19 protein-coding genes are annotated in these 21,406 nt (G+C 61.8%); 4 read left to right on the top strand and 15 right to left on the bottom strand.

Going from position 1 to position 21,406, the window contains the following annotated elements; all coding sequences use genetic code 11:
* Window positions 1-32 precede the first annotated feature (32 nt).
* Both SM765_RS14755 and SM765_RS14750 read left to right on the top strand, forming a co-directional pair.
* Window positions 33-1,166, top strand: a complete 1,134-nt coding sequence (locus SM765_RS14755) for a polysaccharide biosynthesis/export family protein (protein ID WP_274828256.1) — start codon at window positions 33-35, stop codon at window positions 1,164-1,166.
* Between the two features lie 7 nt (window positions 1,167-1,173).
* Window positions 1,174-3,189: a capsule polysaccharide biogenesis protein gene (locus SM765_RS14750; protein WP_274836022.1), complete on the top strand. Its 2,016-nt coding sequence runs from the start codon at window positions 1,174-1,176 to the stop codon at window positions 3,187-3,189.
* Window positions 3,190-3,199: 10 nt separating this feature from the next.
* Here SM765_RS14750 and ribD read toward each other — a convergent pair whose 3' ends face one another.
* From ribD to SM765_RS14675, 15 genes are all read right to left on the bottom strand, one after another.
* Window positions 3,200-4,276 (bottom strand): bifunctional diaminohydroxyphosphoribosylaminopyrimidine deaminase/5-amino-6-(5-phosphoribosylamino)uracil reductase RibD, encoded by a 1,077-nt coding sequence (gene ribD, locus SM765_RS14745; RefSeq protein WP_274832602.1) that lies wholly within the window; start codon window positions 4,274-4,276, stop codon window positions 3,200-3,202.
* 44 nt (window positions 4,277-4,320) lie between these two features.
* Entirely contained in the window at window positions 4,321-4,785 is a 465-nt protein-coding gene (nrdR, locus tag SM765_RS14740; protein ID WP_065270909.1) for a transcriptional regulator NrdR, read from the bottom strand.
* 122 nt (window positions 4,786-4,907) lie between these two features.
* On the bottom strand, window positions 4,908-5,324 hold the full coding sequence (locus SM765_RS14735) for a secondary thiamine-phosphate synthase enzyme YjbQ (protein WP_274836023.1): 417 nt from the start codon (window positions 5,322-5,324) through the stop codon (window positions 4,908-4,910).
* A gap of 53 nt (window positions 5,325-5,377) precedes the next feature.
* Window positions 5,378-5,815, bottom strand: a complete 438-nt coding sequence (locus tag SM765_RS14730) for a hypothetical protein (protein WP_274828253.1) — start codon at window positions 5,813-5,815, stop codon at window positions 5,378-5,380.
* Between the two features lie 88 nt (window positions 5,816-5,903).
* Window positions 5,904-6,323: a hypothetical protein gene (locus tag SM765_RS14725; protein WP_274828252.1), complete on the bottom strand. Its 420-nt coding sequence runs from the start codon at window positions 6,321-6,323 to the stop codon at window positions 5,904-5,906.
* Between the two features lie 140 nt (window positions 6,324-6,463).
* Window positions 6,464-6,871, bottom strand: a complete 408-nt coding sequence (locus SM765_RS14720) for a hypothetical protein (protein ID WP_274828251.1) — start codon at window positions 6,869-6,871, stop codon at window positions 6,464-6,466.
* Window positions 6,872-7,030: 159 nt separating this feature from the next.
* A complete protein-coding gene (locus SM765_RS14715; protein WP_065273528.1) occupies window positions 7,031-7,324 on the bottom strand; it encodes a hypothetical protein in 294 nt (97 codons plus the stop codon).
* A 192-nt stretch (window positions 7,325-7,516) separates the two neighbouring features.
* Window positions 7,517-9,511: an RNA polymerase sigma factor RpoD gene (rpoD, locus tag SM765_RS14710; RefSeq protein ID WP_065270913.1), complete on the bottom strand. Its 1,995-nt coding sequence runs from the start codon at window positions 9,509-9,511 to the stop codon at window positions 7,517-7,519.
* Between the two features lie 132 nt (window positions 9,512-9,643).
* A complete protein-coding gene (gene dnaG / locus SM765_RS14705; RefSeq protein ID WP_274838319.1) occupies window positions 9,644-11,641 on the bottom strand; it encodes a DNA primase in 1,998 nt (665 codons plus the stop codon).
* Window position 11,642: 1 nt separating this feature from the next.
* Window positions 11,643-12,005: a hypothetical protein gene (locus tag SM765_RS14700; RefSeq protein WP_065270915.1), complete on the bottom strand. Its 363-nt coding sequence runs from the start codon at window positions 12,003-12,005 to the stop codon at window positions 11,643-11,645.
* Window positions 12,006-12,042: 37 nt separating this feature from the next.
* Window positions 12,043-12,588: a sarcosine oxidase subunit gamma gene (locus tag SM765_RS14695; RefSeq protein ID WP_274838320.1), complete on the bottom strand. Its 546-nt coding sequence runs from the start codon at window positions 12,586-12,588 to the stop codon at window positions 12,043-12,045.
* Window positions 12,581-15,526: a sarcosine oxidase subunit alpha family protein gene (locus tag SM765_RS14690; RefSeq protein ID WP_274838371.1), complete on the bottom strand. Its 2,946-nt coding sequence runs from the start codon at window positions 15,524-15,526 to the stop codon at window positions 12,581-12,583. The genes SM765_RS14695 and SM765_RS14690 overlap by 8 nt, the downstream gene beginning before the upstream one ends.
* A 2-nt stretch (window positions 15,527-15,528) precedes the next feature.
* Window positions 15,529-15,798 carry a sarcosine oxidase subunit delta gene (locus SM765_RS14685; protein WP_065270917.1) on the bottom strand — a complete coding sequence of 90 codons (270 nt, stop codon included), beginning with the start codon at window positions 15,796-15,798 and terminating at the stop codon, window positions 15,529-15,531.
* A 72-nt stretch (window positions 15,799-15,870) separates the two neighbouring features.
* Window positions 15,871-17,124 carry a sarcosine oxidase subunit beta family protein gene (locus SM765_RS14680; RefSeq protein ID WP_274838321.1) on the bottom strand — a complete coding sequence of 418 codons (1,254 nt, stop codon included), beginning with the start codon at window positions 17,122-17,124 and terminating at the stop codon, window positions 15,871-15,873.
* Between the two features lie 317 nt (window positions 17,125-17,441).
* Entirely contained in the window at window positions 17,442-18,872 is a 1,431-nt protein-coding gene (locus SM765_RS14675) for a Glu/Leu/Phe/Val family dehydrogenase (RefSeq protein ID WP_065270919.1), read from the bottom strand.
* 342 nt (window positions 18,873-19,214) lie between these two features.
* On the opposite strand from SM765_RS14675, the gene SM765_RS14670 reads away from it, so the two are divergent.
* Window positions 19,215-20,870, top strand: coding sequence for a TadE/TadG family type IV pilus assembly protein (locus SM765_RS14670; RefSeq protein ID WP_274838322.1), 1,656 nt, complete (start codon window positions 19,215-19,217; stop codon window positions 20,868-20,870).
* An 8-nt stretch (window positions 20,871-20,878) separates the two neighbouring features.
* Entirely contained in the window at window positions 20,879-21,403 is a 525-nt protein-coding gene (locus SM765_RS14665) for a TadE/TadG family type IV pilus assembly protein (RefSeq protein ID WP_274838323.1), read from the top strand.
* Window positions 21,404-21,406: the final 3 nt, after the last annotated feature.

The raw sequence follows: 21,406 nt of genomic DNA, 5'->3' as shown, positions 1-21,406 counted from the left end.
GCAAAACAATAACAGGTCGAGGAGACCGAGCAGTGACAAACGTCCCATTTCGCTGGGCGCGCCCTATCGCGATTCTCGCCGCAGTATCGCTTGCGGCGTCCTGTGGCTTGCCCAAGGTTGGCCCGAACAAACGCCAGATCTTTGCCGGTTCGGTGCAGAAAGAGGGCGATGCCTTTATCGTTTCCGTGAATGACCGGGTGGCTCGGGCAACCGCTGTGGTGCCCGCGCTTGGCTTTTCATCCGATTTTACCTCAGCCGGCCGACTGACCTCTGACATCATCCGGCCTGGCGACGTCTTGGGACTGACCATCTGGGAAAACGTCGATGATGGCCTTCTGGCCGCCGAAACCTCGAACGCGACCGCGCTTGAAGAAGTGCAGGTCGATGGCGCCGGCTATATCTTCGTGCCCTATGCCGGTCGTCTCAGGGCTTCGGGCAACACCCCGGAGCAACTGCGTGAAGAGATTACCAAGAAGCTTGAAGACCAGACCCCGGATCCGCAGGTGCAGGTCCGCCGTCTGGCCGGCGATGGTGCCACGGTCAGCCTGACCGGCGCCGTGGGCGGACAGGGGATTTATCCCATCGAGCGTCCCACCCGCACATTGGCCACCATGCTGGCCCAGGCTGGCGGTGTGACGATCCAGCCCGAAATCGCCCAGGTCACCGTGATCCGCGGGAAGCAGCAAGGTAAGATCTGGTTCCAGGACCTCTATGATCATCCCGAACTCGACATCGCCCTGCGCGGCGGTGACAAGATCCTTGTCGAAGAGGACACCCGTTCCTTTACCGCGCTTGGCGCCACCAGCGCCCAGGCCCGCGTTCCCTTTGAAAGCCAGGACCTGTCGGGGCTTGAAGCCATCGCCCAGGTTGGCGGTCTGATTTCCACCGCCTCGGACCCGACCGGGGTGTTCATCCTACGCAACGAACCGGCAGAGATCGCCAATCAGGTGCTGGGCCGCGACGACCTGATCGGTGCCCAGCGGATGGTCTATGTGCTGAACCTGACGCAGCCGAACGGGCTGTTCATTGCCCGTGATTTCGTGATCCGCGATGATGACACGCTCTATGTCACCGAGGCGCCCTATACCCAGTGGACCAAGACGATATCCCTGCTGGTCACGCCCCTTGGATCGCTGTCGAGCGCCGCGTCCATCGCTGGCGGGTAACGCCGCAATGCTAAGGTCGCCGACAGGCATAACGAAAGCCGGGAACGACAGATCCCGGCTTTTTGTTTACAACGGCGGTTTCCTGACCCAATCCCGATTGCGTCGGATCCTGTCCCTTGCCGGTTATGACATCCGGCTGGGGCTACCCGGCGATGGGGATCTGGTCGGGGTCTGGGGCAATTCCCCCACCGCCCATCGTGGAAAGGCTATTGCTCACAAATATGGTTCTGCCCTGCTGCGGGTCGAAGACGCCTTTCTACGCTCGGTCTATCCAGGCCGCGCGGGTGAGCCACCTCTGGGGCTGCTGCTGGACCGCTCGGGCGCGCATTTCGACGCCAACACGCCATCTGACCTGGAGCAGCTGCTGGCCACGCACCCCTTGGATGACAGCAGCATGATGCGCCGCGCCCGTGATGCCATCGGGCGGCTGATGGATGCGCATCTCAGCAAGTACAACGCCTATGCTGCCGAAGCGCCGGTTCCCGATCCCGGTTACGTGCTGGTGGTGGATCAGGCGCGCGGCGATGCCTCGGTCACGGCCTCAGGAGCAGATGCAGCTCGGTTCCGCGAAATGCTGGTTTTCGCGCAAGAGGAAAACCCCGGCGCCCGTATTCTGATCAAGACCCATCCGGAAACCCGCGCCGGATACCGGCCTGGCTATTTCGGCCCGGAAGATGCCAATGATCGGATAGAACTGCTGACGCGTCCCGTGTCGCCCTGGCCGCTGCTGGAGGGTGCGGTCGCGGTCTATACCGTCTCCTCGCAACTGGGGTTCGAGGCCATTCTGGCTGGCCACAAACCGCGCGTCTTTGGCCAGCCCTTCTATGCCGGTTGGGGCCTGACGCAGGACGAGATGCCGCCGCCGCGCCGCAACCGCCGCCTGACCCGCGCACAACTGTTTTCCGCGGCAATGATCCTGTACCCCACCTGGTACGACCCCTTCCGCGACCAGCTGTGCGAGCTGGAAACCGTGATCGACGCGCTGGAGGCCCGCGTGCGCGCCTGGCGTCAGGATCGCGTCGGTTGGGCAGCCTCCGGCATGCGCATGTGGAAACGCGGGCCGTTGCAGGGCTTTTTCGGCAGCGAAAAGAAGATGCTGTTTACCGAAAACCCGGAAAGAGCACGCAAGAGCGGGCGCAACTGGATGGTCTGGGCCTCCAAAGCGGACAAATCCCACGCCGGGGCCTTTCATCTTGAGGACGGATTTCTGCGCTCGCAGGGGCTGGGCGCCGAACTGGTGCCGCCGATGTCGCTGGTGCTGGACCGGCAGGGGATCTATTACGATCCGCGCCAGCCCTCGGATCTGGATGATCTGATCGCCCAGCGTGAGGACCTGAACGATGCCGAGGCCCGCCGCGCCGAGCGACTGATCAAGAGCCTGACGCAGAACAGCCTGTCGAAGTACAATCTGGGCGGCGACATCCCCGATTTGCCCGCGGGGCACCGGATCCTCGTGCCCGGTCAAGTCGAAGACGATGCCTCGATCCTGGCGGGGGCGGGCAAGATACGCAGCAATCTGGATCTCTTGCGCGCTGTGCGCGCCGCCAATCCCAAGGCGGTGATCATCTACAAACCCCACCCCGATGTCGAAGCAGGTCTGCGCAAGGGGCAGATCGTGCCCGAGGATCTGGCCGATGTCGTGGCGCATAATGCCGATCCGATGGCGCTTCTGGATCACGTGCAGGAGGTCTGGACCATGACCTCGCTCTTGGGGTTCGAGGCACTGCTGAGGGGCGTCAAGGTGACCGTGGTCGGATCCCCCTTCTATGCCGGCTGGGGGCTGACCCGGGATATCATCTCCGCCCCGGCCTGGCGCAAGGCCCGGCCAAGTCTCACGGGGTTGGCTCATGCGGTACTGATCGACTATCCGCGCTATCACGACCCGGTCACAGGACTGCCCTGCCCTGTCGAGGTCGTGGTTGATCGCCTGATCAAAGGCGAGCAACCATCGCCCGGCCTTGGCAACCGCAGCCTGTCAAAACTACAGGGCCTGTTTGCAACCTACGCCCACCTGTGGCGGTGAGCTGTCGTCCTTAGCTCAGCGCCCGGCGCCAGCGGTGCAGGATATCGCCGCCCAGCGGGCGCACTTCAGCCAGTTCAAAACGGGGCGCCTCGTCCAGCCGTCCAAGGCCAAGCGCGCCAATCGAGGGCAGCCCCTCGGCGCCGATGCCGATCCCGGCGGTAAAGCCGATCAGCTCATCCACCAGATCAAAGGCCAGCAATGAGGCCGCCAGCGCGCTGCCGCCTTCGCAGAACACGCGGGTCAGACCCGCCTGACCAAGCTGCTGCAGGATATCCACTGCCGAGAGTTGCACCCCGTGGCTGGCACAGGGCAGCAACCGAGCGCCCAGCCCCTCCCAAGCGCGCAGCCGCTCGATATCGGCGCCCTGACCGTGGCAAAGCCAGACCGGAACCTCTTGCGCAGTGCGGGCCAGCTGGCTCATCAGCGGCAGATCCAGATGGCGGGAGGCAATCACCCGCACCGGCTGTTTGTCGATGCCTAAGTCGCGCACGGTCAGCGACGGATCATCCGCCCGCACGGTTCCGGCGCCGACCATGACCGCATCATGACTGGCACGCATCGCATGCACTGCGCGGCGTGCTTCGGGGCCCGTGATCCATTTGCTCTGCCCCGATCCGGTGGCAATCCGCCCGTCAAAACTGCTGGCCAGCTTCAGTGTAACGAAGGGACGCCCCTGTTCGGTCTTCAGGAAGAAACCAGCGTGATCGCGGGCGGCCTGTTCTGCGAGAACCCCGGTGGTAACCTCCACCCCGGCATAACGCAGCATTTCAAACCCCTGCCCAGAAACCCGCGGATCACTATCGCCGATGGCCGCGACCACACGCGCCACCCCAGCGTCGATCAGCGCCTGCGCACATGGCGGTGTCGCACCATGATGCGAACAGGGTTCAAGAGTCACATAGACGGTGGCGCCACGCGCCGCTGCGCCTGCCTGTGCAAGCGCCTGCGGCTCCGCGTGCGGGCGGCCGCCCGGTTGGGTCCAGCCCCGCCCGACGATGCGACCATCCTTGACGATGACGCAGCCCACCGCCGGGTTGGGCCAGCAATTGCCATGCCCACGCCGCCCCAGGGACAGGGCCAGCGCCATGAACCGTTCATCCACGGCAATGTCATAACGGCGCATCGGGGTGATCACTCTTCCGGGGGGTGCGGGCGCAATTCGTGGACGAAGTCCTCGAAATCATCGGCGGCCTGAAAATTCTTGTAGACGCTGGCAAAGCGCACATAGGCGACGGTGTCGATCCGCGCCAAAGCCTCCATGACGATCTCGCCGATCTTCTTGGACTGAATATCCGTCTCGCCCATGCTTTCAAGGCGGCGGACAATGCCCGAGATCATCTGATCGATACGCTCGGGGTCGATCGGGCGCTTCTGCATCGAAATGCGGATTGAGCGCTCCAGCTTGTCCCGGTCGAAGTCTTCGCGTTTGCCGTTGGTCTTGACCACCACCAGATCGCGCAGCTGCACCCGTTCGTAGGTGGTGAAACGCCCGCCACAGGCCGGGCAGAAGCGGCGGCGACGGATCGACACGTGATCCTCTGCCGGGCGCGAATCCTTGACCTGAGTATCGATATTTCCGCAAAACGGGCAGCGCATCAGCCAGTCCCCTTCATGATCAATGCCTGTAGATTGCGCCTGACCCGGCGCAGTTATCCACAACTATAGGACAGCCTCAACAGTTTGGGTAGAGGCGAAATCACACCGCTAGATCAAGCAGTTCACGCAAGATGCGCCGCAACCTTGCGCCGGTGCGGCGCGTCGCGGTGTTCAAACAGGTAGACCCCCTGCCAGGTGCCCAGAACAGCCGCGCCATCCGTGACCGGGATCGACAGGCTGACCGGCATCATTGCTGCCTTGATATGGGCGGGCATATCATCGGGGCCTTCGTAGGTATGGCGCAGATAAGACATCGACGGGTCCGTGCTGGGCGGCACCAGTCGGGCAAAATAGGCCCGAAGATCCGTCTGCACCTCGGGGTCGGCGTTTTCCTGTATCAGCAGGGAGCAGGAAGTGTGCCGCACGAACAACGTCAGCAACCCCTGCCGCACACCGCAGGACCCAACCCAGGACTGAATATCGCGGGTGAATTCGTAAAGGCCCTGCCCGGCCGTTTCGATCTGGAATTCGGTTTGCATGAGGACAGCATTGCCGCAGGACGCGCTGCTTCACAAGTGCCCCTATGAAGTGATCAGGGGCGCCGGAAGAAAGGATCGTCGAACCGGTCATAGCAATAGTTGCGGGCGGTGGCGGCGTTCAGGTTGTAGCCCGGCTTTTTCACCGACAGGGAATACCCTTTTTCCGTACTCGCTCCCGGCGGCGGGGTCAGCGCGAATTTCACCGACTTTCTGCCGGGGCGGTTGACCGAAGGGCCGACGCCCTCCCAGACATAGATCCGCTGGGTGGCGCTGGTACGCAGCTGCGATATGGCAAAATCCCCGATCCCACACCAGTAATCCTGCGCCGAGGTGCCGACCCGGCTCACCACTTCCCAGACACCCTCTTCGACAGGCAGCACTTCGTGGCGGTTCCAAGACCACCAGGCCTGCACCGAGACGGATTGCGCGGTAACAGGCTGCACCGCAAGGGCTGTCGCAAAGGCCAAGGCAGGCCAGAACATCGGTTTCATCGGTCTACTCCCCTGTTGCGTCACCAGAAGTATAGCACAGGCCCGCTGTTCGGCGACCTCAGCCGGTTCGCCAGCGCCCGTCAGCGGGTCAGAAACCCGTCGGCAATTGGTGACAGAATGACAGGGCTGCGCGCACCTGCATCGCATCGCCGACGTTCAGGCGGTTGATCGGCGGATTAGTGATAGGCTCCGCTCCCGCCAGCATATTCGCATCGAGCGTGAACTGCACCGCAGAGCGGCGGTTGGTCGTATCGCTGGGTCCCATGCCGCGGGACACATAAACCATTGCCGACATCGGCGCGCCAAGCGCACGCACGGCATAATCCCCAGCGCCACACCAATAGTCCAATCCGGTCCCGCCTGCGATCGGAACGACCTCGAACACCTGCTCCGATACCGGGTTGACCCGCGCCGACTTGCGGCTGGTAAAGGCGTCAGCCGCCCCGGCAAGGCCAAGAGCCGCCGAGGCCGAAAAGACGACCACTGCAAATGAAAATCTTCGCGCCATTGCGACACCCTCCAATACCGTCAAGCTCTATTCCTCACACGGTATGATCCTAGGGCCAGCCCCGCTTCGCGCCAGCCCCGGGGCTATCACGCTCTCGTGTATCTGTCGCTTCGAACGTGGCGCGCCCACCGGCCTGCGTATCAGGGACGGATCGGACGCTGGCTGCAATAGGTTCTGGCCTGCTGGACCGACATGGAGTCGCCGGGACGGATGCCAAAGGTGAACCAACCGCGATCCGTACCCAGCCCGGCGACCTGATCAGCCGAAAGGGTGAATTGCACGGCAGACCTCTTACCTGTGGTGACGCTTTCACCGCGCCCACGCAGGACATAAATCGGGTCGCGCCAATCCGCGCCAAGCACACGACGAGCATATTCGGAGGCCCCGCACCAGAATTCCTCAACAGTGCCAGAACTGCGCGGAACGACTTCGAACACCGTGTCACTCACGGCATTCACCTGCACCCCATTGGCAAGCGTGAAGGCCTGCCCGACGGAGGGAGACAGGAGAAAAAGGGCGCACCCGAGGCTGGATAGAAAATTCTTCATGGCAGGAAATCCGTTGTTTTCTCAAACATAGGGATCCCCGTAGGCAGAACCAAGGGGCGGCGCCCTCACTTAGAGAAGATCAGCAAAGAGCAGCTTTAGCTCGAATTCCGCAGCAAGTACGCGGCCGCCTGCACATCCAGCTCCCCAGACGGGCCGGGATCAGTTGCGTTTGGGAAAGGGAATGATCTGCGCGCTTTGCTGTGTGCCGAGTGTCTGTTCCAGAATGGCCAGAACTTCGGGTTTCGGTGTCTTTCCCTTGGTCGGGCTGAACCGGCTTCGTGCCTGCTCCCGCAGCATGCTGCGCGCGGTATCGCCGTCGATTTCCTGCAAGCGTTCGCCCTGATCCTTCAGAACCTCCAGCATGAACTGGTTGGCCTCGGTCAGGTTCTTGAGATGCAGAAGCTTTTCCTCAAGTTCACTCAGAGCGGCGGTGGTTCCCCGGTTTGCAGACATCATTTCCCCCGAAATGCAAAGTTCCTTAACCAAAAGTTTACGCAGCTCCCCCGCCAAGGGCAAGGATCAGGGTAAAGAGATGGTTAACGAGGTGCGCAGGCCCGTCGCCCTTCCCGCGAGATGCCTGCACGGGAAGGGCATTCAACGCCTTTCGGAAGAAAGAAAAAGGCGCCGTGAGGGGCGCCTTTTTGATCACTGGTCGAGGAAGCTGCGCAGCTTGCGGCTGCGGCTGGGATGTTTGAGCTTCCGCAGCGCTTTCGCTTCGATCTGACGGATCCGTTCGCGGGTCACGCTGAACTGTTGACCGACCTCTTCGAGCGTGTGGTCGGTGTTCATGCCAATGCCAAAACGCATCCGCAGAACCCGTTCCTCGCGCGGGGTGAGCGAGGCCAGAACCCGGGTGGTGGTTTCCTTGAGGTTTTCCTGAATGGCGCTGTCCAGGGGCAGCACCGCGTTCTTGTCCTCGATGAAATCGCCCAGCTGGCTGTCTTCCTCGTCCCCGATCGGGGTTTCGAGGCTGATCGGCTCCTTGGCGATCTTCATCACCTTGCGGACCTTCTCAAGCGGCATCTGCAGCTTTTCAGCCAGTTCTTCCGGCGTCGGCTCGCGGCCGATTTCGTGCAGCATCTGACGGCCTGTGCGGACCAGCTTGTTGATCGTCTCGATCATGTGGACCGGAATACGGATGGTGCGCGCCTGATCCGCGATACTGCGGGTGATCGCCTGACGGATCCACCATGTGGCGTAGGTCGAGAACTTGTAGCCGCGGCGGTATTCGAACTTGTCCACCGCCTTCATCAGGCCGATGTTGCCTTCCTGGATGAGGTCGAGGAACTGCAGGCCGCGGTTGGTGTACTTCTTCGCGATGGAGATAACGAGACGCAGGTTCGCCTCGACCATTTCCTTCTTGGCCTGACGCGCCTCTTTTTCACCCTTCTGCACCTGCTGCACAATGCGGCGGAACTCGCTGATATCGAGACCGACATACTGGCCGACCTGCGCCATGTCAGCGCGCAGTTCTTCCACCTTGTCGGTGGAGCGTTCGATGAACATCTGCCAGCCCCGCCCCGGTTTCGCGGACATATCCGCCAGCCAGTTCGGATCCAGCTCGCGGCCACGGTATTCCTCAACGAATTCGCGACGGTTGATACGGGCCTGGTCAGCTAGCTTCACCATGGCGCTATCGATCTGCATCACGCGGCGGTTGATGCCGTAAAGCTGGTCGATCAGGGCTTCGATACGGTTGTTGTGCAGGTGCAGACCATTCACCAGTTCCACGATCTCGGACCGCAGCTGTTGGTAGGTCTTTTCGTCCTGCGCGCTGAACGATCCGTCCTCATTCAGAGTGGCCGAAATCCGGCTGTCCTGCATTTCGCTCAGCTGAGCGTAATCCGAGGAGATCTGCTCCAGCGTGGTCAGCACGCGATCCTTGAGCGCAGCCTCCATCGCGGCCAGGGACATATTGGCCTGTTCGTCCTCGTCATCGTCGTCATCGCTGGCAATCGGATTGCCGTCCGCGTCGAGTTCGGGCCCCTTGTCTTCCTTGGCGGGTTTGGCGGCATCGGACACCGCACCGGTGTTCACCACCGGTTCGGCAACTTCGCCCTCTTCGTCCATCTGGTTGCCAAAGGTGGCCTCAAGATCGATGACGTCGCGCAGCAGAATGTCTTCGGACAGGAGTTCGTCGTGCCAGATGGTGATCGCCTGGAAGGTCAGCGGGCTTTCGCAGAGGCCCAGGATCATCGTATTCCGGCCGGCTTCGATCCGCTTGGCGATGGCGATCTCGCCTTCGCGGCTCAGCAGTTCGACAGAGCCCATTTCACGCAGATACATGCGGACCGGATCATCGGTGCGGTCCAGTTTTTCCGCAGCCGCCCCGGCCACCGCGACTTCGCGGTTGGATTCGGTCGTCACCAGTTCGGTCGAGCCTTTGTTCTGCTCTTCCTCTTCGGCCTCTTCGTCCTCGATGATATTGATGCCCATTTCGGAGAGCATCGACATCACGTCCTCGATCTGTTCCGAGCTGACCTGATCCGGCGGCAGGACCTGATTGAGCTGATCGTAGGTGATGTACCCCTTCTCGCGGGCCTCCGCGATCATCTTCTTGACCTGGGCCTGGCTCATGTCCAGAGAGATTTCGGCTTCCTGATCGTCAGGTTTGCGGTCGTCGGTGTCTTTGGCGGCCATTCAATGCTCCTCTAAGAGGCTGGGGCGATTCGGGTATCGCGAATCATTAGCGCGAACTTCTGATTCGTCACCCCGTTTACCCAATTTTCTTTCGCTCTTCCTTAGGAAAACACCCTTTTGTCGAAAGGTGTGTCATTTCTCGGAAAAGCCGATTCGGTCCAGAAGGGCGCCAAATGCATCGCGTTCCTCGCGATCCAGACGGGCGCCGTTCTCGCCAACGTCATATTGTGCCCTGTCTTCATTTTCACTTCGCACGGCCCTGTTCCGCGCCTCGGCGGCCTGCTTCAACCGCCAAGTCAAAGCCTCGTCCGCAAGACCGCTCAGGTCCTCCTCCGCCTCGGCCAGTTCCGCGTCCAGCCCGCGCAGAGCTTCGAGTTTCGGGAACTCTTCGGCCAGTGTCAGCCGGGCAGCCTCAGCATCGCCGGGTTTGCGCAGGCAGGGGATAATTGCCACATGGCGAAGGGCAAAGAGATTTTCAAGAGCGTGCGGGCCTAGGCTGTATTCGATTTCTTCTTTCAGCCGCTCCGGTGCGTCGATGCCATAGCGCAGGACCATGTCGCGCAGCGCCGCCAGATCCGGATCGGTGCACAGCATCCGCTCCAGATTGGTTTCGAACTCATGGACCACCGCGGGGGTGGTGATCACGGTGGCCAGAATGACAGCTTCGCGCGCTCGGGCCAGGCCTGCCTCATCCGATCCGGCCAGCAGCGAGCTGCGGGTGCTGGCCAGTGGGGTCAGAACCGCTCCCGGTCCGCGCCAGGGCGGTCGCGCTCCGTCGCGAAAGCCTCGCCCGCTCTTGGGGCTGCTGCCCGTCGGGGAAAACCCTTCGCTGCGCTGCGGACGGTTGCCGCGGAACAGCTGCCAGCGCAGCTCCTTGATATCCTCGCCATAGTGCTGGCGGATGGAGGGATCTCGGATCAGGCGGATCTTTTCGCGCAGCGCCTTGTCCAGCGCCGCCTTGCGTTCGGGGCTGTCGAACACACGCCCTTCGGTTTCGCGCTGCCACAGCAGTTTCACCATCGGCATCGCCTGATCCAGCACCGCCTGCACCGCGGCGGGGCCTTCGCTGCGGATCATGTCGTCGGGATCCTTGCCCTCTGGCATGATCGCAAAACGCAGGGATTTCCCAGCCTCGAGACGCGGCAGGGCCAGATCGATCAGCCGCATGGCCGCGCGGATGCCTGCCTTGTCGCCATCAAGGGCGATCACCGGCTCATCCGACATCCGCCACAGCATCTGCAGCTGATTTTCGGTAATCGCCGTGCCCAGCGGCGCCACGCAGGAAGCAAAGCCGCCTTCTGACAAAGCGATCACATCCATATAGCCTTCGGCCACGATCAGTGGCGTGTCCCGCCCAGCGGCGGCGCGGGCCGGACCGTGATTGTACAGGCTGCGACCCTTGTCAAAGAGCTCGGTCTCGGGAGAGTTCAGGTATTTGGCGTTGTCGTTCGGGTCCATCGCCCGCCCGCCAAATGCAATCGCCCGTCCCCGCGCATCGCGGATCGGGAACATGATCCGGTTGCGGAAAGTGTCATAGGGTTTGCCGCCCTTGCTTGAGGGCTTGGCCAAACCGGCCGCCATGATCAGATCCTCGGGCACGCTTTTGCCGCGCAGGTGATCCCAAAGCCCCTGCCAGCCATCCGGAGCAAAGCCGATCTGCCAGCGCTCCAACGCCTCCCCGGTCAATCCGCGCCCCGCCAGATAGGCGCGCGCGGCGGTGCCACCTTGGGTGTTCAGCTGCAGGCGGAAGAACTGCACCGCCTGCTCCATCACTTCGGCCAGCTGGCTGCGGCGGTCCTGTTTCTGCTGCGCCTGCGGATCGCGCCGGGGCATCTCCATGCCCGCCTCCCCCGCGAGGATCTCAACCGCCTCCATGAAACCGACGTTTTCGGTTTCCTGCACGAATTTCAGCGCATCACCTTTGGCCTGACAGCCAAAGCAATAATAAAAGCCTTTGCGGTCATCGACGTGGAAACTGGCGGATTTTTCGTGATGAAACGGACATGGCGCCCACATGTCGCCCTTGCCCATGTTGGATTTGCGCTGATCCCACATGACCTTGCGCCCGACCACAGCGGTCAGGCTGGTCCGGGTACGCAATTCATCCAGAAAACCGGGCGGCAGGGACATGTCAGTTCGATTGCAGCTGTTTTTTCATCGCCTGGATCTGATCCCAGTTTTCCAGGCACTGCTCTTCGAAGGTGGCGCCAAGGTCCACCTTGCGCAGATCGCGGCGTTTCATTGAGTAGACATGCGCGGTCAGTTGCGGGATCGCCTTGGAATACTGTTCCGGCCAGTCGGGATTGTCCGCCAGAATCGTCTGTTCCACCTTTTCCTGCCGCACCCGGTCCATCCGCGCCTGCTGCACGGCGGCCATTACCTGCCCTTGATACCTGCAGCTTTCCTCTTTGCTTTCAGCGGCATAGGACGGTGCGGCGAGCAAGGCAGCCAGAATGGCTGCGACAGGGGTCGCGACGGGAAGAATGCGGATCATAGATACGCTCCGGGAATCAGTTGGTGATCCCGGAAGACTACCCCCGCGCGGCGACGGCTTCCATGGCTGTTTTCAGATCGTGCACCAGAGTGCGCGCCAGAGAGCGGAACACCATGATCTGGAAACTGTCCGCGCCAATGCGGGTGACCGAGGCCATCATGTGACGCAATTCGGTACGCGCAGTGTGGCCGCGCTTGAAGCTCTGCACGCGCAGATCGATAGGACACAGCCGAGCCAGGACATCTTCAGCCCCAGCCCCTTCAAGCCGCACCACGGCCCAGGCATCGCTTTGATCCGTCAGCGCGGCATGGTCGGCCAGCGTCGCATCTGGCTGAGGCCCGGCCAGCAGCGCCATGTTCCGACCGAACCAGATGGCTCGGCTGCCCGCCTTGCCGGTGCTGCGTCCCGGCGCTGGCAGTTTCATGCCATGGGCGGCCTCAAGCGCCGCCTCCAATGCCTGATCCTTACCGTTGAACACCGCGATGGTGGTCAGATGGCCCAGATCCTCTTCGCTCAGCTTCAGGGCGCCAACGGTGACCGGCAGCAGACCGTCACAGGGGCTTTTTGCAGTCAGTTCAGCCACGGGCACGCTCTCCTTCCGGGTCATAGAATTGCGGTTCAACCACTTCGCACAGGGTGTCGATGCCACGCATGTGATCGACCAGACGCACGGTATCGCCGATCCGCTTCGCTCCCTTCGTCAGGAAGGCCAGTGCAATGGAATGCCCCAGCGTGGGCGAGAACCCGGCCGAGGTGACATAACCCTGATCGTGCACCCGCTCGACCGGGTCCTCGGGATTGAACAGATGCGCCCCAGCGGTCAACTGCTTGACCGCGCCGACGGGTTTGAGGCCAACCATCTGCATGCGATCCTCTGCCATCAGCCCTTCGCGCTGGGACATGGGCTTGCCAAAGAAGTCCTTCTTCTTGGACATCATGCCCTGCAGACCAAGGTCAAAGGCCGTCACGGTGCCATTGATCTCGGCATGGGTGATAAAGCCCTTTTCGATCCTGAGGACATTCAGCGCCTCCATGCCGTAGGCGCCACCGCCTGCAGCCTCGGCGCGCGAGACCAGCTCGCGGAACAGGGCATCGCCATAGCGGGCCGGAACCGCCAGTTCATAGGCTTCCTCGCCGCTGAAGGAGATGCGGAACAGCCGCCCCGCGACACCCATCACCGAGACCTCGCCACAGGCCATGAAGGGCCAGCTTTCGCTGTCAATCTCACTGTCGAGAAGACCGTTCAGCAGCGCCCTTGCCTTGGGACCGGCAACAGCAAACTGCGCCCATTGCTCAGTGACCGAGGCAATGCGCACATCCCAGTCGGGGCGCAGGACCTGCATCACATATTCCAGATGCGCCATCACCTGACCGGCACCAGAGGTGGTGGTGGTCATCACGAAATGCTCGTCACCCAGACGCGCGGTGGTACCATCGTCCATAACAAAACCATCTTCGCGCAGCATCAGACCATAGCGCGTGCGCCCGACCTTCAGGGTCGAGAACATGTTGGTATAGACGTAATCCAGCAGCTTGCCCGCGTCGGGGCCCTGAATGTCGATCTTGCCCAGGGTCGACACTTCGCAGATGCCCACATGATTGCGCACATATGTGACTTCGCGGTCGCAGGACTGACGCCAGTTGGTCTCCCCGTGTTTCGGGAAATAGGCTGCGCGGTACCACAGGCCGACTTCCAGCTGCTGCGCGCCACGTTCATCGCTTGCCTGATGCGAGGTCAGGTGGCGCTGCGGCTTGAAGCCCTGCCCCTCGGCCCCCGCGCCCATGGCACCGATGCTGACCGGCACGAAAGGCGGACGGAAGGTGGTTGTGCCGGTTTCCGGGATGCTGCGCCCAGTAGCATCAGCCAGTACCGCCAGCGCCGCCACGTTCGAGTTCTTGCCCTGATCCGTCGCCATACCTTGGGTGGTGTAGCGCTTCATATGCTCGACCGAGCGGAAGTTCTCCCCGGCGGCCTGTTTCACATCCTTGACGGTAACATCGTTCTGGAAATCGAGCCAGGCGCGCCCCTTGCCCGGCACCGCCCACAAGGGGGTGATACGATAGGGATCATCCTCGGCCTGCGGCAGATCCGCAGAGACCACCTTGAGGCCCAGCGCCTCAAGCGCAGCACTTGCCGCTGCAGCGCCTTCGCGCAGGGCACCGGCAGTGGAGAACTCGCCATTGCAGGCCCCCGCTGTCACCAGACCCGGCACGCTGCCCTCGCGCGGCACAAAGGCGGCGATATCGCGGCGCCAGACCGGGCGGGCATTCAGATGGCAGGTCAGATGCACCGACGGGTTCCAGCCGCCCGACATGGCGAGGCAATCTGTCTGGATCTTTTCCTCACCAGCGACAGAACGCACGGTGATATTTTCCAGCCGCTTGCTCCCGCCTGCGTCGCAGACCTGCGCGCCCTTCATTACCGGGAAGAGATCACTGCCCGGCGCATCGTGGCGGCTGTCGATCAGCGCCGCGACATGCACGCCTGCCTGCGCCAGATCACGGGCGGTGCGGTGCGCATCGTCGTTATTGGCAAATATGGTAACCCGCTCCCCCGGGGCAACGCCCCAGCGGTTGAGATAGGCCCGCACCGCGCTGGCGGTCATGATGCCTGGGCGGTCGTTGTTGCGGAAGGCAACCGGACGCTCGATCGCGCCGGCCGCCAGTACCGCGTGTTTGGCGGCGATACGCCAGAAACATTCGCGCGGCAGATGGCATTCCTTCAGCGAATGACGGCGCGGCATGTGGTGGGCGACACGCTCCAGCGCGCCATAGGTGCCCTGATCATAGGCGCCGGTCACGGCCGTGCGCGGCATAAGGCGCACATTGTCCATCTCCGACAGCTCTTTCAAAGCGTCCTTTGCCCAGAGGTGGGCAGGCTTACCGTCGATGTCTTCCTGTTCTGCCAGAAGACGCCCGCCCATGCGGCTGTCCTCTTCGGCCAGAATTACATCGGCGCCCGCGCGCCCCGCCACCAACGCCGCCATCAGACCCGCAGGCCCCGATCCGATCACCAGAAGATCGCAGAAGGCATAGGCCTTTTCGTAGCAATCCGGATCGGCCGCGCCGCTGAGTGCACCAAGCCCCGCCGCGCGGCGGATCATCGGCTCATACAGCTTTTCCCAGAAGGCTGCCGGCCACATGAAAGTCTTGTAGTAGAACCCCGCGCCCAGGAACGGCGCCGCCAGATCATTGACCGCCATCAGGTCGGTCTCGACCGAAGGCCAGCAATTCTGACTGCTGGCGCTCAGCCCTTCGAACAGCTCCTGCGTGGTGGCCCGCACATTGGGATCGGCGAATTCGCCGCTGCCCACCGTGACCAGCGCGTTCGGCTCCTCGCTGCCAGCCGTGAGGATGCCACGCGGGCGGTGGTATTTGAACGACCGGCCCACCAGATGCACCCCATTGGCCAGCAAGGCCGAGGCCAGCGTGTCGCCTTCGAGCCCCATCATGTGGCGACCGTTGAAAGAGAAGGTGACCGGCTTTGCGCCTTCAACCAGCCCCTTGCCGGGCAATCTCATGCTCATGCCGCACCTCCCAGACCCGCGTCCGAGGCCAGTGTCACCTCAAGGATCTCATGGCTTGCGGTATTGCGCAGCACCTTCAGCCAGGCACCGCAGCCCATTTCGTGATACCAAAGCTCTTCCAGCGGGCCTGCCGGGTTTTCCCGCAGGTTCACGTGCTGGTGCCAGACGTCCAGATCCGCATCCGCTGCGGGCTGCTCCAGCGCCGCACCGCGATAGTAGAATTCGCGGCGGTCCCGCTCTCCGCAATTCGGGCAGGTGATCCTCATGACTGCCGCACTCCCGTGGTTCTGATCCGTGTTCCGTTCATCTCTCTTGCCGCCGTTCGGCGCGTCGCGGGGTCAATGCAGGTTATGCTGAGCACCGGTCCCCTCCTCATCCATGAGTCCGACGCCGGTGCGGAAACGATCCAGTTTGAACCGGGTTGCCGCGCCATGCGGGCGGTCGGTGGCAATAAGATGCGCGTAGACATTGCCGGAGCCCGGCGTAGCCTTGAAGCCGCCGTAGCACCAGCCGCAATTGAGATAGAGCCCGTCTATGGGCGAATGGTCGATGATGGGCGATCCGTCCGGCGTCATATCCATGATGCCGCCCCAGCTGCGCAAGAGCCGTGCCTTGCCCACCGCAGGCACCATGGCCATGCAGGTTTCCATGGTGTGCTCCACCATCGGCAGGTTCCCCCGCGCCGCATAAGAGCTGTAGAAATCAAGGTAGCTGCCAAAGACCAGCCCGCCCTTGTCGGACTGGCTGATATAAAGGTGCCCCTCGGCAAAGGTGATGACGTTGTCGATGATCGGCTTCACCCCTTCGGAAACGAAGGCCTGCAAGACGTGGCTTTCGATCGGCAGGGTCAGCCCCGCCATTGCCGCCACCTGACCGGAGCGCCCGGCAGCAGCCATCGCGACCTTCTTGGCCCGGATCGGCCCGCGCGCGGTCTGCACCCCCGTGACGCGTCCGTTTTCAACGTCGATGCCGGTGACTTCGCAGTTCTGGATCAGATCGACCCCGCGCATGTCGGCGCCACGGGCAAAGCCCCAGGCCACCGCATCGTGGCGCGCAGTGCCGGCCCGGCGCTGCAGCAAACCGCCCATGATCGGAAAGCGGTTGTTTTCGAAGTTGAGGAATGGCGCCATGCGGCGCACGCCTTCGCGGTCCAGAAGTTCCGCATCGTCCCCCTGATTGACGATGGAGTTGCCCCGCCGAACGATGGCATCGCGCTGGCCGTCGTTGTGAAACAGGTTGATGATCCCGCGCTGCGACATCATCGCGTTATAGTTCAGCTCCTGCTCCAGGCTTTCCCACAGGCGCAGGGAGTGAGAGTAGAATTCGGAGTTGCCCGGAAGGTAGTAGTTGGCGCGCACGATGGTGGTGTTGCGCCCTACGTTGCCACCGCCGATATAACCACGCTCCAGCACCGCGACGTTGGTAATACCGTGCTCAGCGGCCAGATAGTAAGCCGTCGCCAGACCGTGGCCACCGCCGCCGATGATGATCACATCATATTCGCGCTTGGGCTCGGGATCGCGCCAATGCGGACGCCAGCCCTTGTTGCCGGTCAGCCCTTCCTTCAGCACCCGCCAACCCGAAAACCGCATCTGTGACCTCCACCTTTCAGTCCCGCCCTCGCTGCGCATGTATGGCGCCGCAGGCTCTATCGTAGTGCTAGCGATTTTACCGGGCGGCTCCTACCCCTTTTTCGACAGAAAGCTCCGGAACCGCGCATCGCACAGGCCGCAATGCACCCTTTCTGGGCAGGTCTGTCTAGTCCTCAATACGACAGATCGTGACGCAACTGGACCAAGGTGCAAATTCCCACACTGCCGCAGCCTCATCAGCAAGCCTCTCACACACAGAAACGGCGGGCACAGGGCCCGCCGCAAGATTGCGATCAGCTGTTTGCGAGAAATGCCCCTTACAGCCCCTTGGCGCGGTAGCTAGCAGCGACTTTTTCGATCGAGACCAGATAGGCGGCAGTGCGCAGATCCATCACGTCGTCGCGGTCATGCCAGACCTCGCGCATCGACTGGTAGGCGATACGCATGGTATCATCGAGGCCGGAACGCACCAGCTCAAGCTCATCGGCACCGCGCAGATACCTCTGTTTGAAATCCGGGCTTGGCGACCAAGTCTTGCCCAGCGCCTCGCTCAGGCTCTCCATCTGGTCCACCACCAGTTGGTGACGCGCCTCTTCCTGACGGCGCTGCATACGGCCAAAGCGGATGTGGCTGAGGTTCTTGACCCATTCAAAGTATGAGACCGTCACGCCGCCCGCGTTGGCGTACATGTCCGGAATGATCACCGTACCCTTGTCGCGCAGCACCTCATCCGCACCGGCGGTGACCGGGCCATTCGCGGCCTCAATGATCAGCGGCGCCTTGATGCGGGCGGCGTTGGACATATTGATGACACCTTCCAGCGCCGCCGGGATCAGGATGTCGCAGTCCTGCTCCAAAAGCGCGGCACCATCGGCGGTATGGGTGGCGTCGGGATACCCGGAGATGCCGCCATGTTTGACGATCCAGTTGCGCACGGCCTCCACGTCCAGCCCCTCTTCGCGGTGCAGGGCACCGTCGCGTTCGATGATCCCGGTAATGAGAGCACCATCTTCCTCGCTCAGAAACTTGGCGGCGTGATAGCCCACGTTGCCAAGGCCCTGCACAATGACGCGCTTGCCATCGAGGGTGCCCGACAGGCCCGCCTTGGCAATATCCTCGGGGTGGCGGAAGAACTCCCGCAGGGCGTATTGCACGCCGCGCCCCGTTGCTTCGACCCGGCCAGCGATCCCGCCAGCATTGAGGGGCTTGCCGGTGACGCAGGCACGAGAGTTGATATCGGTGGTGTTCATGCGCGCGTATTGGTCGGCAATCCAGGCCATTTCGCGTTCACCGGTGCCCATGTCGGGCGCCGGAACGTTCTGGCTGGGGTGGATCAGATCGCGTTTCGCCAACTCATAGGCAAAACGGCGGGTGATCAGCTCCAGCTCGTGCTCTTCGTATTCGCGCGGGTCGATGCACAGACCGCCCTTGGAACCGCCAAAGGGCGCTTCGACCAGGGCGCATTTATAGGTCATCAGCGCCGCCAGCGCCTCGACCTCGTCCTGATTGACGCCCATGGCATAGCGGATACCGCCCTTGACCGGCTCCATATGTTCGGAATGCACCGAGCGATAGCCGGTGAAGGTATGGATTTTGCCGCGCAGGCGCACGCCAAACCGCACCGTGTAGGTCGCGTTGCAAACCCGGATCTTTTCCTCAAGCCCCGGCGGCAGGTCCATGATGGAGACCGCCCGGTTGAACATCAAATCGACGCTCTCGCGGAAACTGGGTTCGTTCTGGCTGCTCATGCTCGCTTCTCCGTGCTTTATTGCGCGACTCGTGATGAAACTTAAGGCAACTCTATGCACGGATGTTTAAGGCATGCGACCTTTTTGACCATTCCCATCCAAAAGAATCACCTTCGCAACTTTTGGTCAGCGATTCGCTCTTTGGTCTAACCGGCACTTTTTCCCAAACCGAAACAATCTGCCGCCCCTCACCTAGCATTGATTAAGCGGATGGTAACAATTGTTAAGGTTTTACCCCTGTCGTGCCCCATTTCCGCCATCTTCCCCAAGCAATCATAAACGCCAGCCACCAAAATCCGAAGACCGTCGTCCGAAACAGAACGGGCATAGGGGATGTGTAATATGAGTGTGCGTCGCAGAGCCGCAAAAGATATCAGTAAGGACGTCCTGACCCGGCAGATGGCCCGGATGCGCGCCTTTGCACGGGATGACAGCGGTGCCATGGCCGCGCCGACCATTTTCTTCTTTCTGGCCATGCTGGCCGTTGGCGGCATCGGTATCGACCTGATGCGGATGGAGCGCGACCGGACGGTTCTGCAGTACACGCTGGACCGCGCGGTGCTGGCGGCTGCCGATCTGGACCAGCCACTGGCCCCCGAAGTGGTGGTGCAGGATTACCTGAGCAAAGCCGGAATGGAAGAATACTATCAACCGCCTGAGGTGTCGCAGGGGCTCGGCTACAAGAGTGTCGAAAGCACAATCAACACGACCTTCAATGCCCACCTGCTGAAGTTCTCTGGTGGCGGTGACATGCCGATGTACGCCAATTCGCGCGCCGAAGAGACCATCGGCAGCGTAGAGATTTCCATGGTGCTGGATATCTCCGGCTCGATGGACTCGAACCGGCGGCTGATCAACCTCAAGTCCGCCGCGCATAGTTTCATCGATCAGATCACCCAGAACACCAATACCGACAACCTGTCGATCTCGATCATTCCCTATGCCACCCAAGTCAACGCGGGCGAAGCGCTTCTGAGCAAGTACAACGCAGGCTTCGATGACCTTCCGGCAAGCGAATGGAACTATTCGCACTGCGTGAACTTCGTCTACGATCAATACGCCAAGACAACGCTGGACCCGGCCGAGCGCCTGGAGCGCACAGCGCATTTCGACCCGTTCACCTATTCTGAGAACATGATCGCCAGCCCGGTCTGCCCGACACGTGACGGATCGGCCATCCTGCCGTTCACCAACGATCCGACAACCCTACACAACTACATCGACGGCCTCGAGGCAGGCGGCAACACCTCGATCGACATCGGCATGAAATGGGGCTCCGCCCTGCTGGACCCGACCGCGCGGCCGGTTGTCAACGCACTGATTGACGATGGCGAGATCGAAGCGCAGTTTCTGAACCGCCCGACCGAGTACAACAACGGCGACACCCTGAAAATCATCATTCTGATGTCCGACGGCGAGAACACCAATCAATACATGATCAACCCTTCGCGCCGCAGCACCATGTCGGATGTCTGGTACAACGCTGAAACTGGGCGCTACTCCGTCTACCACTCCAATGGCACGAAAAATTACTACTGGCCGCACAAGAACGAATGGTACGACCATCCCTACGGCAATGGCACTCACACTGTATGCGATTACTACTACGGCAATCCCTACAACTGCAGAGATGAGGCAGAGCCCGGCACCGCCGTGCAGTTGAAGTACCATGAGCTTTTCGCACGGGCCTCGCTCGCATGGAACGCGCGCTACAACTACGAGTTCAGTTCCAGCGCCTGGGCAGACTGGTACAATGCCGGAACGTATTTCCACAATCGCGTAGCCAAAGACCAGCACACCAAGAATATCTGCGACCGCACCCGGGACAAGGGCGTGATGATCTACACCGTTGGCTTCGAAGCGCCCCGCAACGGGACCCGCGTGCTGAAAGACTGCGCCAGCTCGCCCGCACATTTCTTTGATGTGGACGGACTGGAAATCTCCGAGGCCTTTGCCTCGATCGCCACCTCCATCCGCCAGCTGAGGCTGACCCAATGATCCGCCACATGCATACCGCCCTTACGCGTTTCCGCCGTCAGGACGACGGCAGCGCCACGCTGGAATTCGCCATCATCATCCCGGCCTTCCTGATGATCCTGATGTCCACCGTTGAGCTGGGTCTGGTCAATATCCGCCAGTCGCAGCTGGAGCGGGCACTGGATCAGACGGTACGCGAGCTGCGCCTTTCAACGGGTGAGCCAGCGCAACATGACGCAATCCGCGACCGTGTATGCGCCCTGTCGGGCTTCATCGAGAATTGTGCCACCTCCCTGCGTCTGGAGATGGTCAGCCAGGACCCCTTTAACTGGACCGGCATCAACCCCGAACCCGACTGCGTCAGCCGCATCGAAGACGTGCAGCCAGTGCGCACATTCACAAACGGGCAGTCCAACGAGCTGATGCTGATCCGCGCCTGCATGAAATTCCGTCCGATTTTCTCCGATTGGGGGTTGGGCGGAGATCTGGGCAAGGATGCGGACGGCCGTGTCAGCCTTTTTGCCGCGTCAGCCTTCGTTCAGGAACCGAGGTAAGCC

Origin of the sequence: Pseudophaeobacter sp. 1A09344 (assembly GCF_041008745.1) — a bacterium.
Lineage (GTDB): Bacteria > Pseudomonadota > Alphaproteobacteria > Rhodobacterales > Rhodobacteraceae > Phycobacter > Phycobacter gallaeciensis_A.
This window is presented reverse-complemented; position numbering and strand designations above follow the sequence as displayed.

Coding starts and splice junctions, on each gene's coding strand:
- SM765_RS14750 (WP_274836022.1), top strand. CDS start 1,174: ATGCTAAGGTCGCCGACAGGCATAACGAAAGCCGGGAACGACAGATCC.
- ribD (WP_274832602.1), bottom strand. CDS start 4,276: ATGGCGCTGGCCCTGTCCCTGGGGCGGCGTGGGCATGGCAATTGCTGG.
- nrdR (WP_065270909.1), bottom strand. CDS start 4,785: ATGCGCTGCCCGTTTTGCGGAAATATCGATACTCAGGTCAAGGATTCG.
- SM765_RS14735 (WP_274836023.1), bottom strand. CDS start 5,324: ATGCAAACCGAATTCCAGATCGAAACGGCCGGGCAGGGCCTTTACGAA.
- SM765_RS14730 (WP_274828253.1), bottom strand. CDS start 5,815: ATGAAACCGATGTTCTGGCCTGCCTTGGCCTTTGCGACAGCCCTTGCG.
- SM765_RS14725 (WP_274828252.1), bottom strand. CDS start 6,323: ATGGCGCGAAGATTTTCATTTGCAGTGGTCGTCTTTTCGGCCTCGGCG.
- SM765_RS14720 (WP_274828251.1), bottom strand. CDS start 6,871: ATGAAGAATTTTCTATCCAGCCTCGGGTGCGCCCTTTTTCTCCTGTCT.
- SM765_RS14715 (WP_065273528.1), bottom strand. CDS start 7,324: ATGTCTGCAAACCGGGGAACCACCGCCGCTCTGAGTGAACTTGAGGAA.
- rpoD (WP_065270913.1), bottom strand. CDS start 9,511: ATGGCCGCCAAAGACACCGACGACCGCAAACCTGACGATCAGGAAGCC.
- dnaG (WP_274838319.1), bottom strand. CDS start 11,641: ATGTCCCTGCCGCCCGGTTTTCTGGATGAATTGCGTACCCGGACCAGC.
- SM765_RS14700 (WP_065270915.1), bottom strand. CDS start 12,005: ATGATCCGCATTCTTCCCGTCGCGACCCCTGTCGCAGCCATTCTGGCT.
- SM765_RS14690 (WP_274838371.1), bottom strand. CDS start 15,526: ATGAGATTGCCCGGCAAGGGGCTGGTTGAAGGCGCAAAGCCGGTCACC.
- SM765_RS14685 (WP_065270917.1), bottom strand. CDS start 15,798: ATGAGGATCACCTGCCCGAATTGCGGAGAGCGGGACCGCCGCGAATTC.
- SM765_RS14680 (WP_274838321.1), bottom strand. CDS start 17,124: ATGCGGTTTTCGGGTTGGCGGGTGCTGAAGGAAGGGCTGACCGGCAAC.
- SM765_RS14675 (WP_065270919.1), bottom strand. CDS start 18,872: ATGAGCAGCCAGAACGAACCCAGTTTCCGCGAGAGCGTCGATTTGATG.
- SM765_RS14670 (WP_274838322.1), top strand. CDS start 19,215: ATGAGTGTGCGTCGCAGAGCCGCAAAAGATATCAGTAAGGACGTCCTG.
- SM765_RS14665 (WP_274838323.1), top strand. CDS start 20,879: ATGCATACCGCCCTTACGCGTTTCCGCCGTCAGGACGACGGCAGCGCC.